Origin of the sequence: uncultured Shewanella sp. (assembly GCF_947495455.1) — a bacterium.
Classification (GTDB): domain Bacteria; phylum Pseudomonadota; class Gammaproteobacteria; order Enterobacterales; family Shewanellaceae; genus Shewanella.
The window spans coordinates 48,047-65,585 of record NZ_CANLZC010000009.1 but is presented as its reverse complement, the minus strand read 5'-3'; the positions used below and the strand labels follow the sequence as shown (position 1 = coordinate 65,585).

Below are 17,539 nucleotides of genomic sequence, written 5' to 3'. Positions count from 1 at the left end.
AATGAGTATTTTGTTAATCTATTCTGAAAGATAAGGTGCTAACAGCACTTTGACTCCCTGCTGAGTTATCGCCTCAACAACCTCATCTGCAATACGATCATCTGTCACTAGCACATCGATACTGTCCCAAGATAATTCGGTATTTGGGATCCTACGACCCAGCTTTTCAGACTCCAGCATAACAATCACTTCACGAGAGACTTCCGCCATGACTTGGCTTAACCCCGTGAGTTCATTAAAGGTCGTCGTCCCTCTTTCAAGGCTAATGCCATCCGCACCAATAAAGAGTTGGTCAAAATTATAAGAACGTAATACTTGCTCGGCCACTTGTCCTTGAAAAGATTCAGAATGAGGATCCCAAGTGCCACCTGTCATTAATAAGGTGGGTTCATTTTCTAAATCTCGAATCGCATTCGCAAGTTGCAAAGAATTAGTCATCACCAATAAGCCGCGTTTATCATTAAGTAACGAAATCAAGCCTGCAGTGGTACTGCCACTGTCAATCAAAATACGATTATGATCTTGAATAAGCTTGGCACTGGTTTTCGCTATCGATAATTTATTGGCAGATAATTTTGCCGTAAAAGGCAAAGACACTTCATTGGGCACGGCAACCGCTCCACCATAACGCCTCAGTAGTAGACCACTTTTTTCTAACGTGGCTAAATCTTTACGAATAGTCACCTCTGAGGTATCAAAACAGGCAGATAACGCCTCAACGCTCACCTCACCTTGTTCATTCAGTAAGCTGATAATACTGTGTCGTCGCTGCTGAGTATTACGCTTATTCATTGTACAAATCCATTAGCCTTTATCACTAAAAGTTTCAATTAGGTTTCGATTCGAAAGTTATTTTAGCATCAAACGAAACTTTAATGCCAATAATTTAATATAAGGCCATAAACGAAAAACTGAAATTCAAACACGATAAATTGATAAAAAACTAATATCATTATAAAAAACGACCATATTGGTCATTTTTTGATAGAAAATTATTTTTTTGATATTCAGTCACACACTGCCTTTCTATTATTGACAAAGAGCAATACACCAAAACACTCACTGAATACCGATTTACTGGAGAATCAATTATGACAGGAATGGCATTAACTTCAGGGCAATTTTCAGGACAGAATAGAACAACAGGGATCAGTCAGGAAGAAGTCGATAAACTGTTAAAAACTGAGAGTTATGCAAGTTTTGATAAGGCTTGGGAAACCACTAAAGCGTGGTTTTGTGATACTGACAAAGCAAAAGCCCAAATTGCACTGCAGACATTAATTAAAGCGAGTACTGAATACCATCAGTTTTATTCTTCATTAATAGAAGGCAAAAATTACTCTTTTTCCAGTCAAGAAGTTAAAGATGCTTTCGATATGCTTAAGGAATTATCAGGTGCCTATGAAGAACGTTTCATACTTGAGTATAATCAACACACAGCAACGAACCAATATACTGTTGAAAGTGGTGATAGAAGATTTTGCTTAACCTTTCAAGCGCCAGAACCCACTGAGTATTAAACTTCTGGTAATGAGATAGACATAAGCAAGTTTAAATAACTCACTTATGTCTTATCATTCTGAGGCCTAATTCATACCATTTCGCATTTATTTAGGCTGTTTTACAGGACGTTCCCAATCACTTAAATGGCGTTGTTTGACACGGGTGATCACTAGCTCATTCTCATTCACATTCTTAGTAATAGTTGAACCCGCTCCTAACGTGGCATTTTTACCTATGGTCACAGGCGCCACCAGCTGAGTGTCACTGCCGACAAACACACCGTCTTCAATCACAGTTAAATGTTTATTGGCGCCATCATAGTTACAGGTAATAGTACCTGCACCTATATTGACCCCAGCTCCCACTTTGGCATCGCCAATATAGGCTAAGTGCCCGGCCTTAGAACCTTCACCTAATACGGCTTTTTTCATTTCAACAAAATTACCGATATGAGCATCGGTTTTCAGTTCCGCGCCAGGGCGTAAACGCGCAAAAGGACCAGCACTGGCTTTAACACCAAGCTTAGCCTTTTCAACAATAGAATAAGGTTTAATGACTGCGTTATCGCCAATTTCACAGTCAATTAAAATAGCGCCCGCACCTATGGTCACATTGTTACCTATTGCCACTGTGCCTTCAAACACCACATTGACATCTATCATCACATCCATACCCACAGTGACATGACCACGAATATCAATACGGCTAGGATCCCGTAAGTTAGCGCCAGCAAGCATGAGTTTTTCCGCTTCTCTCATTTGATAAGCGCGCTCCAGTTGTGCTAATTGCACACGGTTATTTGCCCCTTCAACCTCAACGGCTGATTGTGGCTGAGCAGTGGCAATATCCACACCATCGCGACTGGCCATAGCAATAATATCCGTTAAGTAATACTCACCTTGAGCATTATCGCTAGATAGCTGGCTCAACCAAGTTTTGAGCTGCTTACCCGGTACCGCCATAATGCCCGTGTTCACTTCTTGGATCAGTAACTGCTCGGCATTGGCATCTTTTTGCTCGATAATGCCGACAACTTTACCGCCTTCGCGCACGATACGGCCATAACCTGTGGGATCTGTTAAACTCACCGTTAAAATCGCCAGACCATTTTCTGATTTTGCCGCTAAGAGTGCATTCAATGTCGAAGTTTGAATCAGCGGCACGTCACCGTAAAGGATAAGCACAGTATCATCATCACCAATATTATCATTGGCTTGCGCGACCGCATGACCTGTGCCTAATTGCTCAGCTTGTAATACCCAATTTAAGGCTTGCTCACCTAAAGCCACTTTTAATTTTTCGGCACCATAACCATACACTAATTGAATGGCTTCACTGCCTAAAGACTTTGCCGTATCAATAACATGCTGAACCATACTCTTATGGGCAATAGGATGTAATACCTTAGGTAAATCAGAGCGCATACGAGTGCCCTTGCCTGCGGCAAGAATGACAACATTTAATGACATGAAAGGGATCCTTTTATTTTAAACGAATAAAGATTCAAAATGATAATCAGCGCTTATGGTAACCTAACCATGGAAAGATTGAAAAATTATCCGCAACCATTAATCAGAAAACATTCAATTTAAATACCAATAATACATTGAACTTAAAGATAAAATATTCTTGAACAATAAATATAATCGTGTACTATCCCTATGTAACTAAATTGTAAATTACAACAAGAGAAGTAAGGGCTGTGATTGGAAAAGTACTGCTAGGGAAGCACATCTATGATACTCAAGATAGGTTTTTATATCTGAATAATGAAATCGTTTCCATTGAACCTAAGTTTATTGAGGTACTTGATTACTTACTCAACAATCACGATCGCTATATTACAGTAAAAGAGCTTCATGATAATGTATGGGCCGATCGAATCGTTTCTGATGCAACCGTCCGTAGAGTGATTAGCCGCCTCAGAAATATTTTAGAAGCAGACACATCCAACCCAAAAATCATTAAATCTATTTCAAAACGTGGTTACCGGATTTATTTCAGCGTAGATAAACATTCAAGCAGCGTAATTGACACATCAGCATTGACAACGCAGATATCACAAACCACAAACAACACTGAAGTTCATCATTCTTTTAGTCCTAAAACACAAGAACAAGAACAAGAACAAGAACAAGAACAAGAACAAGAACAAGAACAAAAAATAGCTGAAATAAAAGAAGTAATACCTAAAAAGCATGACAAAAAACGCAGTTATTTTCTCTTGTTGGTTATTCCTGTATTCATACTTGTTCTTATGCTCTCACTCAAGCACTCGAATGGTGTTTACAACATCAGTAAAGACAATCTTTACAGCCAAGCTCAAAATCATGAAATCAATCATACTGCTGACTCCTCAATAAATAGCAGCGATCAAGTATTAACCGAAATATCTAAAATACAGCTCCCCATGAATGCGTATTTACTGGCCTTATCTAATGACAAAAAGCTCATATTTTACCAAATATTACATCCTGATAATCAATATGATACTTACCTTAAAGATCTCGAAAGCGGCAGAGCCATCAGCATAGAAAAACACTCAGCGCGAATAGACTATGCGGCTTTTACTCCAAATAACCAAGCTATTTTATTATCAAAGAACTCACTCGTAGGTAAAGGTACGCTTGAAGTATGGAATATTGATGGCGATTTACACTTGCAAAAAAAACAAGTATTACTCAATAATATCAAAGGAGCAACGGCAATAGTTACCATTAGTGACAATACCGCCTTAGCTGCATTAATAGACGAGACCGAAGCAGTAAAGAGCCTGTTTTATAAGCTAGACTGGAATGGTTCAAGGATAGTCAATCAGCAACAAATTACCTTTAATCAAAACCACTACAATATCGACTATCTTGGTAGTTTATCGAACAAAGCAAATTTATTGGCTTACATAAGAATTCATGAACTCGATTACCAGCAAGAAATTCATGTGCTCGATCTCGTCAGCAAAGAAATCATACTCAGAATGCCTAATAGTCGCTCGCCTAAAGCGCTCACCTGGCTAGACGATGACAACCTACTGTTTCTAACAGACTCTGAGCTAATGAAAATTAATATTCATAGCCAGAAAAAGGATATTTTACTGACTAATAATCACAATAAATATAGAAAAGTATTTAGCAATCAAGAAAATATTTTTCTTTACATACAAAAACCGCTAAACAAATATTATATCGAACTTGATTTATCAAAGGCCGCAAGATCACAGACGTTAGTAGACAGAAATCTAGAGTCAGTCTCATTAAACTATCGAGCTTATCAAACACAAGATTACTACGAAGTCATAAAAGTTAACGGCAGTTACAGCTTAACACAATGGCATAAAAATAAGCACACGGATGCAAGTATACTATTACAAAGCTTAGATAAAATCAGCTTGTTGGCACAGTCATCAACAGGGCAATTATTAATAAAACTAGGAGAGAGACTCACCTTATTTGACTTAAACAGCCATGAAATGAACTTTATCAGCTCTGAACAAGAAAATACTGGCGGAGCCGTGTTCTCAAACAATGGCATAGACGTACTTTATGGTAAGAAACATAATGGCGCTTGGGCTATTTTTGAATACACGGTGAGCAGTAAAACATCACGTTTATTACTAAAAGGCTACAGAGACATAAAAAAAGCGGGAACAGGTTACGTTGTCGCATCTGCTGATGGGCGATTATTTACACTTGATAGTTTAGAGAGTAAACCTCTTGCACTCAATGTGAGCTTATTTATGGATTTTGAGCCTAGCTGGTATGTCGATTTACCTTATCTTTATTGGCTAGATAGAGAAAACAGCCAGTTAAAAGTACTAGATAACACCACAGACTTAATTGAATCTATCGACTTAGATCATCGTATCTCAGGTTATCAATTTAGTTACAAGCCACAGCAAAAAAAGTTTCTCTTTAAAGGTTTTTCTAATTTTAAAAGCACACTGAAACAGTATTCAAACATCATAAGTTCAGCTGCAATCGATTGAGAAACAGACACAAAAAAATTACACCCCAAACGACGAAAATAATAAAATAATCACATAACTTTTATTTTTTAATCGATGAATATTACTCAACATCGGGCTAACTCAATGCAAATGAAAAAAGGAAAGCCTGGTGCCAAAGCTAACAACAAAAATCATTAATCTAGCATCACGATTGATCATAACCTCTTTATTATCTTTATCTACAATATCAATGGCTGCAGATAAAATCGAAGCTATAGATTCAGAATATCCAAACTCCTGCCCCTTTACCTCTAACTGTGAAGAAGATTAATCAAACAGAGTATTTAGCTATGCAATATTTACAATCTATTTTAAAGCACTTACAGCAGCAAGCTTGTATTGAGAGTTTACATATTTATCTCTGTACCTTAGCGCAGGATTTAAATTACGCGAGTTGCTATATTCATTTCAATCCTAGCAGTCGCATCAATTTATTAAAAAAAGATATAGGAAATGCGAGCGACCAGCTAAAATATAATTTACAACATAATAATGATAAACTATATGAAGTTGATATGGATAATAGTTGTGTATTTAAATTCACTGCACCATTTGAAAACTGTTACGGTGTTAAAATAAACCACCCCTTTGTGGCATACTTACTCATTGAGCCAAATAATATTACCACTGAATACCAAAAAGATGCACAGTTATTATTTTGGCAACTCTTACTTCCTGCCATAGAAAATTGCTTAATTAGGATAACAATCAACAGCAGAGATTTTCAATTAACTAAAAGAGAACGAGAATGTGTTCTATGGGCTGCGGCAAATAAGACCTCATGGGAAATTAGCCGCATACTTAATATCAGTGAAAGAACCGTCCATTTTCATATTCAAAATTGCTTACAAAAATCAGGGGCTAACAATCGCTCACATCTGATCCAACTATGTAAGGAATACAACCTAATACATTGAAATATATGAAGCAAACAAAAAAATTACAAAAACCTAAGCCTGATTTTATCGTCATTGAAAAATCACTTAGTCAATATTAGTAAAAAACAAGGATAGCAATGACTATGAATACCAAAAAATCAACCAATAATATTATTCATGCCGTGCGCTCTGATGATGGCTTTATTGAAATTACTAGCATAGATGCACTCAATAAAATGGTGGGCGGCATGCTAGATCCTAATTCCATGTTTTGCCAATTTGAGCAAGCTGAACTACCGACTCAAACCATTAAAAAACAAACGGCATAATACAGCCTGTTACAACTGACAGTTAACAGCAGTCATTTTTTAATATTAAATAAACTCATCCATAACGGATGTTAATGACTTAAATAAATAATAAAAAGGAAATAAAAATGACTGATAAATTACAAAATATTAAAACCGATGAAATCAAACTTAATGAAGATGGAATAGTAGAAATTAGTGATGAGCTGCAAGAGGCAATTGCGGGTGGTATCGATCCAGAATCATTAGAAGATGAAGGCAATGGTATTTGCCTTATAATTAAACCCAATTAATTTATAGCATTAAATATTTAGTTTGCAAATAAATTTATTATTTTGCAAACTAAATAATTTTTATTTTCACAAAAAAATAAGGTTGTTAGGCATGAATTTAATTAAAGGATTTAAAAGAAATTTACTTAGCACCTCTCTCAACCCTAATGTTTTCCATTTAATTCTCTTTCCGACCGAGCAATGTAACTTTAGGTGTGTCTATTGCTATGAAGATTTCAACATTGGCGCGATGGAGCCCTGGCTGATTCAGGCCATAAAACAATTTTTAGAGACAAAAATCCCACAATTAACTGTATTGAGTTTAAATTGGTTTGGCGGTGAGCCTTTACTGGCTAAAAATATTCTATTTGAGCTGGCTGAATATGCTTTTGCTCTCGCAAAAAAAAACAATGTAAAATTAAAAGGTGACCTCACCACCAATGGTTTGTTATTGGATGTTAACACCCTGACACGTTTAGTCGAATTAAAACAAACTCACTTTCAAATTTCCATTGATGGCGATGCAGAGCATCATGATACCACCAGAATAACTCGGACCGGCAAAGGCAGTTTCGATAAGATCTGGAATCGTTTGTTAGATGCCTCCAATACAGATTTAGATTTCACAGTTACATTAAGGATCCATGTCACCGCATTGAATCAAGCTAGTGTGCATCGTTTTTGCAAGCTACATGAGCAACACCTAAAATATGACAAACGCTTCAAGCTATTTTTTAAGGCTATTGAAGATTTAGGTGGTGAAAAACAAGAAAAACTCACCACACTTCTAGATGCTGGCAAACCCAGAGAGGTTGCCGCCGAGCTGCAACAACAATATGCCCCAATAGCAGAGAAAGGAAAACCAATTTGCTATGCCGCCAAGCCAAACTCTCTGGCAATCAGGGCCAATGGCAACTTAAACAAGTGTACCGTTGCATTAAAAGATGATCATAACCACATAGGTAAAATCTTACCCGATGGCAAATTAGAAGTCGCTAACGAGAAATTTTCAACTTGGCTCAGTGGTTTTGAAGGTTTAGATGCTTGGAAGCTAGGCTGCCCACACAGCTTTTTTAAATCCCAGCAAGCCAAATCCCAAAAAGCCAAGCTAAAAAAACATGTCGGTGACTTAAACATTCCCATTATCGAAGTGGCCTAAGTACATGTCTCAACTTAAACTCTTTCGTCAAGAAGCGCTAAAAAATCAATATAAATCGGCTGAATTCAGTGAGGTGGTAATAGAGCCACCTAAGAGCATAGTGAAATCATTTTACCTGTTAATTCTGGCGATAGTTTGTGCGCTGATTATTACTTGGTTTATTCCCATATCGGCAGAAAAATGGGTGGATATCAGACTGCAAAATAGTAACTTTCAACCTTTGATGTCGGCCACCCCCAGTTTAATCGAACAACAATTAATCACTTCGGGAACATTAGTCAACAAAGGGCAAGCTCTCGCTCAAGTTAGACAATTTAACGATCAATTCCCCCAAGGGCAAATTGAAACCTTGTACGCGCCAACAAAAGGGAAGTACTTTGCGGAGGCGCTTATTGGTACCACACATCCCCCCTTGCAACCTATAGGCCGTATATTAAAACCATCGAAAAATTATCGCTATGCCTTTACCAGCTCCAATTCATTGCCGAGTATCCACTTGGGGCAGCTCATCAAGATACAAATGAATAATGCCATTTTCACCGCTAAGGTCATTAGCCTTAGCACAGGTAAATATCCACATATTGGTATTCAATTTGACAGTCCGCCCGATACCCAGCTCTTTAGCCCCATGATGAACTTTAAATTACTCGTAGGGGAGAAACAGCGTAATATTTTTGCTTTAGTAAGGGGCAACAATGTCGATCACTGATTATTTGCACTTCTCTCAACAAAGATTACCAATATTTTTACAGAGTGAGGTTGCCGAATGTGGCATGGCGTGCGTCGCTATGGTGGCTTGTTATCATGGTTATCAAACCAATATGTTAGCAATGAGAAAAAAATACCCTGCTGGCCTGCAAGGCATGACGGTGAAACAGATCATCGATATAGCGGCAGATATTGGCTTAAACGCTAGGGTATTAAAACTAGACTTAGGCCAACTAGAGCGTATTAAGAAGCCTGCCATTATTCACTGGAATTTTAATCATTTTGTCACACTCGTTTCTTGCAACAGCAGAGGCGCTGTAGTTCATGATCCTGCCAGAGGCAAAATAAAGCTAGATTGGGAACAAGTGTCACAATCTTTTACTGGCATAGCCGTAGAGCTTACACCCACCTCAGATTTTGAACAGCAAGATGAACGAGTAAAAATTCCTATACTGAAGCTTGTGGGCCGTATCAACGGCTTAAAGTTGATGTTGGGTAAAATTTTTGCCGTTGCTCTGATATTACAGGCCCTTTTTTTAGTCTCCCCTTACTATATTCGACTGATCATAGATCGCGGCGTACAACAAGAACAATCAGAGTTACTCTGGTCTATTTTCTTGGGTTTTAGTCTATTACTTATTTTTACCATTGCAGCTCAAGCAATACGCTCCGCCGCGATTTTATTCCTAGATAAGACCTTAGGTTTTCAAATAAAGGCAAATATTCAACGCCACTTATTACACTTACCGCTAAGCTTCTTTGAAGCTCGGCATGTAGGCGATATTAAATCTCGCTTCGAAGCCTTTAACGAGGTGCAAAGGCTCATTAGTCGCGGATTTATTACCGCCATTGTCGATGGTTTACTCAGCATCACCACCTTAGTCATAATGTTTAGCTACCACCCTCAGCTAGCCTGGGTCTCTCTCCTTTTTTTAGGCATATTATATTTAGGGCGATTTAAATTAACCAATAAAGAAAATGACATTTTAGAACAAAACTTATCTACCTATGCCAAGGAGAACAGTCATTTTATTGAAACCGTGCGTGCCATGATGCCCATAAAGTGTTTTGCAAAAGAAAATGCTCGCCTTGCGAATTGGATGAATCTATTCGCCGATTCCACTAATGCCAGTATTCAACGAGAAAAGATTGTCATTTTATCGGATCTTTTTTCTCAATTTATTAATAAAGCCGAATACTTAGTTATCGTCTTGTTCGGTGCCACATTAATCCTTGATAACCATATCTCTCTCGGCATGTTTATGGCCTTCTTAGCTTACAGGCAGCAGTTTGCCGATAGTACCCAATCTTTAGTTAATCACCTATTCCAATTTAGATTAGCCGGTACCTATCTTAGACGCATGTCAGATATTTTGATGCAAGAAACCGAGAGTTCGACATCCAGCGCAGTATTACTTCAGCAACCAAAAGGGGCATTGGAGGCACGTAATATCCATTTTAGATACAGCAGGAACACCCCTTGGCTTTATCGAGGGTTAAATTTCTCTGTTGCCGCAGGAGAATTTGTGGTGATCACAGGTCGATCAGGCCTAGGTAAAACTACCTTATTAAAACTCATGATGGGACTGATAAAACCCGAAGAGGGTGAGTTGTTCATCGATGGCGCCTCCATCGAGCAACTCGGGGTTAAGTCCTTTCGACAATTATGCGCCACAGTGATGCAGGACGATCAGCTTTTAAATGGATCACTCATTGAAAACATCAGCTTTTTTGAAGCTAACGTCGATATTGAAAGAGTCAAGGAAGCCGCCATAGGCGCCGCTATCTGGGATGATATTCAGGCCATGCCGATGGGGTTACACAGCCAAGTCGGTGATTTAGGCAGTGCACTTTCTGGCGGGCAAAAACAACGTATTTTATTGGCCAGAGCCCTCTATGCCCAACCTAAAATTCTATTTTTAGATGAAGCGACCAGTCACCTCGACAACGTTACAGAATCGAAAGTGAATCAATATTTAAAACGAAAACAAATCACCCGTATCACAGTGGCACATAGACAAGAAACCATTGCCAGTGCAGATAGGATCATTGACTTACATCAATTAAATAGACAAGAAATAGCCGCATAAGGATTAGAGATGATGATAAAAAAAGCAAAATGGATTTATACCAGTCTTGGCCTTACCTCTGTCAGCTTATGTATTGCGGGTTGGGCGATAGGCTATTCTCAACCGAGACAATTTATTAATGCCGAGGAGATACAAATTGCCGAAGTACGTAGCGGTACTTTTACCCAAAAAGTCGACGGCTATGGTCGTTTAGAATCAGTGAATCAAAGGCTTATCAGCGCCAGTGACTCAGCCATAGTGGATGCCATCCTACTTAAGCCTGGGGCCATTGTTACAACCGACACAGTAATATTAAAGCTCAAAGATCCAGATTTAAAACAGAAATTACAAACCACTAAGACAAAGCTGCAAAACGCCATTACCGATAGAAATAAACAGGACTTAATACAGCAGCGAGAAAAATTGGCACAAGAAGTATTATTGTCCGATGTCAACGCCGAGGCTGAACTTGCTACTCTTCAAGTTGAAGCTGAGACCACCCTAGCAAAAGCAGGTATCGTGTCGGCAATGGAATTTAAACGCAGCCAAGTGAAATCACGCCAACTAAAAAACCGTGAAAATCTCCTGCAACAACAAATCACTAAACTTACCCATGTGCATGAACAACAACTCAAACTCCTTGACGATGCCATCAATCAGGCGCGCTCTGACTTTGAATCAATACAGTTACAATTTGATAACTTAGAGGTCAAAGCTGGCCTCAATGGTGTATTGCAGCGACTTCCCGTGCGCTTAGGACAATCAGTCCAAGCCGGTACGGAACTGGCATTAGTCGGTAGCCTCAATCCTTTGATAGCGCAAATCAAGGTACCACAGCTACAAGTCGGTTTGATCAACATGGGCGCTAAAGCGGATATAGACAGTCGATACGGCATTGTTACTGGTCAAGTAAGTCGTATCGATCCCGTGGTAGAAGATGGTGCCGTGATGATAGATATAGAATTACCCGATAATATCAACAGTAACATAAAACCCATGCAAACCGTTGATGTCGTGATTTATGGGCAAGGTCGACAGAATGTACTGTATTTAGAGCAACCCAAGGGGATCTTTGCTGATAGTCAGGACAGTATTTTCTTGATGCGGGATAATGTATCTGCACAAAAAACTAATGTAACGTTTGGCAAGAGTGCCGACGGTTTAATTGAGATTAAAAAAGGATTAACTGCAGGCGATAAGGTCATTATTTCCGCACTTGATCTTTATCCAGACACTGAAAGCTTACAGCTCATACACTAAGGAAAGAAAAATGCAGACTCAAGTATTACAAATTGAAAACTTACAAAAATCTTTCGGTTCCGGTGAACAACGTCATCAGGTGCTTAATGGGGTGTCTTTTTCAGTGTATGAGGGCGAGTATATCGCCATCTGTGGTCCCTCAGGTTGTGGTAAATCTACCTTATTAAACATTCTATCCATACTCGATACCGCCGATGCAGGTGAATACCGCATCGATGGCCAAAACATTTCAGATCTAAACAGTGAACAGAGAGCACAAATGCGTAGTCGGCGTATTGGCATTGTTTTTCAATCATTTAACCTGATTGACGAATTAAGCATAGCCGAGAATGTTGCCCTACCTTTACGCTATCAAGGAATAAAGAGAAATAGGCGCATCTCAAGAGCACGAGAGTGCTTAGATAAAGTCGGCCTCAATGATAAGGCTGAGCTTTATCCGAATCAACTCTCGGGTGGACAGCAGCAAAGGGTCTCTATCGCCCGCGCCTTAGCCGCTGATTCTGGAATTTTATTGGTTGATGAACCTACAGGTAACCTAGACTCAACCAATGGTGATGCGGTAATGGCTTTACTTAGTGAACTAAACCGCCAAGGTACCACCATTTGTCTAGTAACCCATGATCCCCGTTATGCGGATCAGGCGCAGCGTAAAATCCACTTGCTCGATGGTAAGGTAGTGCAAGAAAAAGTAGTGGAGGCGGCAGCATGAGTTTAAAAGAAGTACTGCAGCTCATTGCAAAAGGTAAGCATTATTACCTTACTGTGATTGGTAGTTTAAGTTTAATGCTGGCTATGGTGTTCAGCGTCTTCAGCTTGATGTCATTAGTCTATTGGCAGCCTCTCCCTTACGATGAGAGTGACAAACTCTATTGGCTCGAAGGCACCATGGAATACCAAGGTGCCCAAGCCCCTATGACCAATCACAATAACTTAGATTTTGTTCGCACCAATTCGAATAGCATTTCGGGCTTAGGCGCCTACTATTCCTGGTCTAAGTATAAGTTAACAGGACTCCTTTCTCGCCCTGATGTGCCCGTGATTATGGCGAGCCATGAGTTATTTGATATTTTGGGCACTCGTGCCTTTATGGGCCGATTATTTAGTACTACAGAAGCTGCGGGGAATCGTCAGCCTTCGGCCATATTAAGTTATGAGGTTTGGCAGACACAATTTAATGCCGATCCTGAGATCATTGGCAAAAAGACTATGCTCAATCAACGTAGCTTTACCATTATAGGTGTGACTCAACCCGACTTAGTCTTACCGCAATCAACCGAAGCAGCCAAAGCTATTTGGCTTCCCTTCGATATGGATGAACAACTCAACCCTAAGACATTCGGTGGCTATGCGGGCGATCTCAAAGCAGTGATACGTTTGCAAGAAGGTCAAGATGTTAATACTGCGACGCAGGAGCTTACCCGTTTAATGGCACAAGCCGCAGAGATCCATACTCCTACAATCGTGAAAAGAGCCCCCGTCAGTGCCAAGGTGACCTCCTATATAAAAGCGGTACAGGGAGACAGTGGTAAGCTGGTCTTCATGTTATTGGGTGGCGCGCTACTGCTGACCTTGATTGGTATTATCAACTTGAGTAGCTTGCAGTTGGCCAGAGCCGTTGGCCGCACACAGCAAAAGGCCATAGCGGCCGCCTTTGGTGCCAGTCGTCGTCAATTATTTTTAGATATAGTTAAGCATAATCTCGCCACAGTATCTGTCGCAACTGGCATTGCCTTAATACTGACCTTTTCCGCCTTTGGCTTGATCAGTGAATTGGCAGCAGGTAGTATACCCCGTCTAAATGAATTGAGCCTCAACCTACCAGTGTTAATGCTTGTCATATTAACCGCCGCACTGCTAGTTTTAGTCTTTAGTTGGGCAGAATTAGGCAGTATCAATTACGATCACCTACAAAAAAACTTACAATGCAGCGGTAAAGGCACAGGCAAACAAATTAGCACAGGTATCAGCCATAGCTTAATTGGCTTACAACTTGGGTTATCGCTATTTACTTTGGTTGCCTGTAGCCAAGTCATGCATCAAACCCTCTCCGAGGCTTGGCGCCCCACAGGAATCAACACAGAGTCACTCGCCACACTGACATTAAATTTAGCTGAAATAGCCTCAAAAGAAGAGCGTAATAATTTATATCGCAGCGTCATTAGCGAACTCACCGCATTAGATGAAATCATCGATATCAGTTATAGTTCAGAAGCCAGATTACCCGCCGAACTTAACTATAGTGGCATTAAAAATGCTAAAGGTGAGGTAGTGGCCTCAGCACGTATTATCCAACAAGATCTTAAACAACTAGATTTTTATGGATTAAGTGTTGAAGGTGAACCTTTTACTGAGGCTGATATCGATAGTTTAGCCCCCGTTGCCTTAATCAACGAACGTTTGGCCTCACGGCTACCCAAACCCATCACGGCACAAAAAATTAGCTTTGAATTTGGTAGCACACTTTATCAAGTCAAAGGTGTAGTGGCGAATACCTATTTCCCTGGTGATTCACAGCAAGAAATAGCAGAGGTTTATTTACCTAGACCCTATAAAGGCACTAGGGATGCGGTATTATTACTGCAACTTGATCCGAATTTATTGCCTCCGTCTTTAGCACAAGTCTACGCTTTAATATCCAATGTTCACCCCAAGTTAGACATTATTACTTATAGCCAAGTGACAGATGACTTTCACGAAATAAGTAGTCAATCCCGATTCGCCGCAATTATCGCTTCGATATTGGCAGCTTGCTCTTTGGTAATGATAACAGCTGGTATCTTCGGTATTGTGAGCTATTTAGTGAAAATGAAGCAATATGATCTCGGTGTACATTTAGCCTTCGGTGCTAGCCTCAAAGGTTTGTTGAAATCACAGCTGCTACAACTCACCCAACCCATTTTAGCCAGCCTGATCTTATCGACATCAATCATCTTTTTCATCACAGGCTATGTTCGCACTCAGCCAGAACTTATCTTTAGCCTGAATTGGTCATTATCTGCCTTAGTCATTGGCATTATTTTAATGCTGGCTTCCCTCGCTTGTTTTATTCCATTACGAAAAGTCATCCAAGCTAACCCCATTAAGGCACTTCACAATGACTAAACAACTGATCTTATTTTTCGGCCTAATACTGGCTTCTTACTATAGTCAAGCAGAGGCTTGGCAGGAGGCCCTACTTGATATACCACAACAACAAACAATATTAGTCGCACCAACTAAGAACAAGATATTGTTATTAGCGCCTGAAAAATATCCGAATTTACCCGAGGCAACACACTATTTATTAGGGGGGAGTTATCATAATGATTGGTATTTAGATTTTAATGATAGTTTTTATCGATCCGCTGCCCTGATTGATTTATCGGCCCCCATTCAACAACAAGAGATAGCACTACCAGGGCTAGCACTTGAAATTAAATTTTCACCTGATGCCAGCTATTTAGCCGCCGTAATATTAACAGGCAAGCAACTAACATTATGGCGATACGATATTGCAACGGCATCTTGGCACCCTTGGTCAGATTTAACCATTAATGGGGTCACTAAACAGGCCAGCCTGATATGGTCAGCCGATAGCCAAAGTGTTATCGTGAGAAGTCTCAGCAGCAGTAAAAAAAACACATTAAAACAAAAGGCGGCTCAGCTAAGAAGCGCCCAAAATGTACAACAAGGTCGGCTTTATCGCGACTTACTTAATACACCCGATAAAAAAGCCCTGTTCACCCACCATTGGCAGCAGACATTAATCAAGCTCAGTCTAAGTGGCGTGCAAACTCCACTATGGTCGGGTCTTGTTGAAAATTTTAGCCTATCTCCTCAGGGAGATTATCTATTAATCACAGCGCTAGATGACAACTTATCTGCTTCACTCACCCTCGCTAGACAAGCAAGGCACTATTATGTCATCGACATGAAAAACCAGCAGACTTTAACCCCTATTCCAAACTTAACACCCAGAACCAACAGCGGTGATAAGGCTGCTTTAGGCTCAAGACTGGTGCAATGGTTACCTCAAAAAAAAGCGACTTTAGGTTGGATCAGCGCATTAGAAGAGAAATCACCGACAAATGATAGTCCCGTGGATGAATACCTGCAATTAACCGCTCCTTTTAATACAGAGGCAAAAACTAAGGCACAATTTAACTGGCGAGTTTACCAATGGGATCAAACTCAAAATAGCCAAATGCTAGTGGCGACTTGGATAGCAAAGAGTCATCAACTCAAATGGACACTATTTAACGCTGATTTTTCCAAAAATATCCCCTTGAGTCTTTACGATTATAAGGTACCAAGTCAAGATCCTGGCAATCCTAAGGTCGATCATTTACCCGATGGACGTCGGTTGTTGAAAATGGATAGTAAACACCAAGTTTGGTTTTTCAACCCCGCTGACACCTTGTGGCGATATGCCTCCATGACAACAAAATTGACGGAGCTTGACCGCAATATCGATTGGAATGTGTTATATCGCCCTAACCTAGATGACTCAACCTCTTTTTTGGCTGTCTCAACGAATAAAATGCAATCTAATCGCTATTGGTGGGTGACCCATGAAAATGAAACACAGCTATCTCATTGGGGCGAAATCAATGAATTTAATATGAGTGCTTATAAAAATATACAGTTAAAGGGTAATGATGGGCTAACAGGGCAAGTTTACCTCCCCAATAAAGGGAAGGCACCTTGGCCAGTTTTAGTCTGGCTCTATCCAGACCCTAAATATCAAGCGCTACCCGCCATGTTGTCAGCACAAAGTCCTTTTGTGGCATTACAAGATTGTGTCGCCGTTCTCGATATGACAGGACAAGAAACAACGCCTAATCGAGTAGCTAATAATCTATTTGATTTAAATACTAATACCCACAATTCAGATAGGCTTTATGATTTAATTAAGCAATCGCCCATGCTTGATGCTGAGCGCATTGCATTAATGGGCCACTCATTTGGCGCGAATGCAGTGGTATCAACCTTAGCAAAGTCAAACCATTATATAGGGGGAATTGCTCGCAGTGGGGCCTATAACCGTATATTGACCCCACTCGGGTTTCAATCAGAAAAGCGCACCTTGTGGGAAGCAAGCGATAACTACTTGGCACAATCGCCTTTTTTGCTAGCCGATAAAATAACTCAACCCTTATTGTTGATACATGGTGATGCAGATCAAAACCCCGGTACCATGCCATTACAATCGGAACAGTTATTTAACGCCTTAGAATATCACAATAGCCCAGCTCAATTACTAATGTTACCTAATGAAGGGCATCACTATAAACAGCGACAAAACTTAAAAACATTATTAAAGGTTCAATCCGATTGGCTCAAAGAACATTTACTCTCAGAGTGCAATAAAGCATTATAAATCAAAAATAGCAGCCAAAT

Annotated in this window: 14 protein-coding genes; 12 read left to right on the top strand and 2 right to left on the bottom strand. The window is 39.9% G+C overall.

Annotation, left to right across the window (positions count from 1 at the left end):
* Positions 1-18: 18 nt before the first annotated feature.
* Positions 19-792, bottom strand: a complete 774-nt coding sequence (locus tag Q0791_RS04505) for a DeoR/GlpR family DNA-binding transcription regulator (RefSeq protein ID WP_299003242.1) — start codon at positions 790-792, stop codon at positions 19-21.
* Positions 793-1,091: 299 nt separating this feature from the next.
* On the opposite strand from Q0791_RS04505, the gene Q0791_RS04500 reads away from it, so the two are divergent.
* Entirely contained in the window at positions 1,092-1,520 is a 429-nt protein-coding gene (locus Q0791_RS04500; RefSeq protein ID WP_299003240.1) for a hypothetical protein, read from the top strand.
* A gap of 87 nt (positions 1,521-1,607) precedes the next feature.
* On the opposite strand, the gene glmU is transcribed toward Q0791_RS04500, so the two are convergent.
* A complete protein-coding gene (gene glmU / locus Q0791_RS04495; protein ID WP_299003238.1) occupies positions 1,608-2,972 on the bottom strand; it encodes a bifunctional UDP-N-acetylglucosamine diphosphorylase/glucosamine-1-phosphate N-acetyltransferase GlmU in 1,365 nt (454 codons plus the stop codon).
* A gap of 233 nt (positions 2,973-3,205) precedes the next feature.
* Here glmU and Q0791_RS04490 point away from each other — a divergent pair, with 233 nt between their 5' ends.
* From Q0791_RS04490 to Q0791_RS04440, 11 genes are all read left to right on the top strand, one after another.
* Positions 3,206-5,485, top strand: coding sequence for a winged helix-turn-helix domain-containing protein (locus Q0791_RS04490; RefSeq protein ID WP_299003236.1), 2,280 nt, complete (start codon positions 3,206-3,208; stop codon positions 5,483-5,485).
* A gap of 311 nt (positions 5,486-5,796) precedes the next feature.
* Positions 5,797-6,423, top strand: coding sequence for a LuxR family transcriptional regulator (locus tag Q0791_RS04485; RefSeq protein WP_299003233.1), 627 nt, complete (start codon positions 5,797-5,799; stop codon positions 6,421-6,423).
* Positions 6,424-6,527: 104 nt separating this feature from the next.
* Positions 6,528-6,713, top strand: coding sequence for a hypothetical protein (locus Q0791_RS04480; protein ID WP_299003230.1), 186 nt, complete (start codon positions 6,528-6,530; stop codon positions 6,711-6,713).
* A 107-nt stretch (positions 6,714-6,820) separates the two neighbouring features.
* Entirely contained in the window at positions 6,821-6,985 is a 165-nt protein-coding gene (locus Q0791_RS04475) for a hypothetical protein (RefSeq protein ID WP_299003228.1), read from the top strand.
* 91 nt (positions 6,986-7,076) lie between these two features.
* On the top strand, positions 7,077-8,123 hold the full coding sequence (locus Q0791_RS04470; protein WP_299003226.1) for a radical SAM protein: 1,047 nt from the start codon (positions 7,077-7,079) through the stop codon (positions 8,121-8,123).
* 4 nt (positions 8,124-8,127) lie between these two features.
* A complete protein-coding gene (locus tag Q0791_RS04465; RefSeq protein ID WP_299003223.1) occupies positions 8,128-8,832 on the top strand; it encodes a hypothetical protein in 705 nt (234 codons plus the stop codon).
* Positions 8,819-10,921: a peptidase domain-containing ABC transporter gene (locus tag Q0791_RS04460; protein WP_299003221.1), complete on the top strand. Its 2,103-nt coding sequence runs from the start codon at positions 8,819-8,821 to the stop codon at positions 10,919-10,921. The genes Q0791_RS04465 and Q0791_RS04460 overlap by 14 nt, the downstream gene beginning before the upstream one ends.
* Positions 10,922-10,930: 9 nt before the next feature.
* The gene (locus Q0791_RS04455) at positions 10,931-12,160 is read left to right on the top strand and encodes an HlyD family efflux transporter periplasmic adaptor subunit (RefSeq protein ID WP_299003218.1); all 1,230 of its coding nucleotides are present in this window, start codon (positions 10,931-10,933) and stop codon (positions 12,158-12,160) included.
* A 10-nt stretch (positions 12,161-12,170) separates the two neighbouring features.
* Positions 12,171-12,869, top strand: coding sequence for an ABC transporter ATP-binding protein (locus Q0791_RS04450; protein WP_299003216.1), 699 nt, complete (start codon positions 12,171-12,173; stop codon positions 12,867-12,869).
* Positions 12,866-15,262 (top strand): ABC transporter permease, encoded by a 2,397-nt coding sequence (locus tag Q0791_RS04445; protein WP_299003214.1) that lies wholly within the window; start codon positions 12,866-12,868, stop codon positions 15,260-15,262. Before Q0791_RS04450 ends, Q0791_RS04445 begins: the two co-directional genes overlap by 4 nt.
* Positions 15,255-17,519 (top strand): prolyl oligopeptidase family serine peptidase, encoded by a 2,265-nt coding sequence (locus Q0791_RS04440; protein WP_299003211.1) that lies wholly within the window; start codon positions 15,255-15,257, stop codon positions 17,517-17,519. The genes Q0791_RS04445 and Q0791_RS04440 overlap by 8 nt, the downstream gene beginning before the upstream one ends.
* The last annotated feature ends 20 nt before the right edge of the window (positions 17,520-17,539 follow it).

Bases quoted from the DNA above. Each gene is read 5' to 3' on its own strand.
- Q0791_RS04455 (WP_299003218.1), top strand. From the start codon at position 10,931: ATGATGATAAAAAAAGCAAAATGGATTTATACCAGTCTTGGCCTTACC.
- Q0791_RS04480 (WP_299003230.1), top strand. From the start codon at position 6,528: ATGAATACCAAAAAATCAACCAATAATATTATTCATGCCGTGCGCTCT.
- Q0791_RS04450 (WP_299003216.1), top strand. From the start codon at position 12,171: ATGCAGACTCAAGTATTACAAATTGAAAACTTACAAAAATCTTTCGGT.
- Q0791_RS04465 (WP_299003223.1), top strand. From the start codon at position 8,128: ATGTCTCAACTTAAACTCTTTCGTCAAGAAGCGCTAAAAAATCAATAT.
- Q0791_RS04500 (WP_299003240.1), top strand. From the start codon at position 1,092: ATGACAGGAATGGCATTAACTTCAGGGCAATTTTCAGGACAGAATAGA.
- Q0791_RS04485 (WP_299003233.1), top strand. From the start codon at position 5,797: ATGCAATATTTACAATCTATTTTAAAGCACTTACAGCAGCAAGCTTGT.
- Q0791_RS04460 (WP_299003221.1), top strand. From the start codon at position 8,819: ATGTCGATCACTGATTATTTGCACTTCTCTCAACAAAGATTACCAATA.
- glmU (WP_299003238.1), bottom strand. From the start codon at position 2,972: ATGTCATTAAATGTTGTCATTCTTGCCGCAGGCAAGGGCACTCGTATG.
- Q0791_RS04505 (WP_299003242.1), bottom strand. From the start codon at position 792: ATGAATAAGCGTAATACTCAGCAGCGACGACACAGTATTATCAGCTTA.
- Q0791_RS04470 (WP_299003226.1), top strand. From the start codon at position 7,077: ATGAATTTAATTAAAGGATTTAAAAGAAATTTACTTAGCACCTCTCTC.
- Q0791_RS04440 (WP_299003211.1), top strand. From the start codon at position 15,255: ATGACTAAACAACTGATCTTATTTTTCGGCCTAATACTGGCTTCTTAC.
- Q0791_RS04475 (WP_299003228.1), top strand. From the start codon at position 6,821: ATGACTGATAAATTACAAAATATTAAAACCGATGAAATCAAACTTAAT.
- Q0791_RS04445 (WP_299003214.1), top strand. From the start codon at position 12,866: ATGAGTTTAAAAGAAGTACTGCAGCTCATTGCAAAAGGTAAGCATTAT.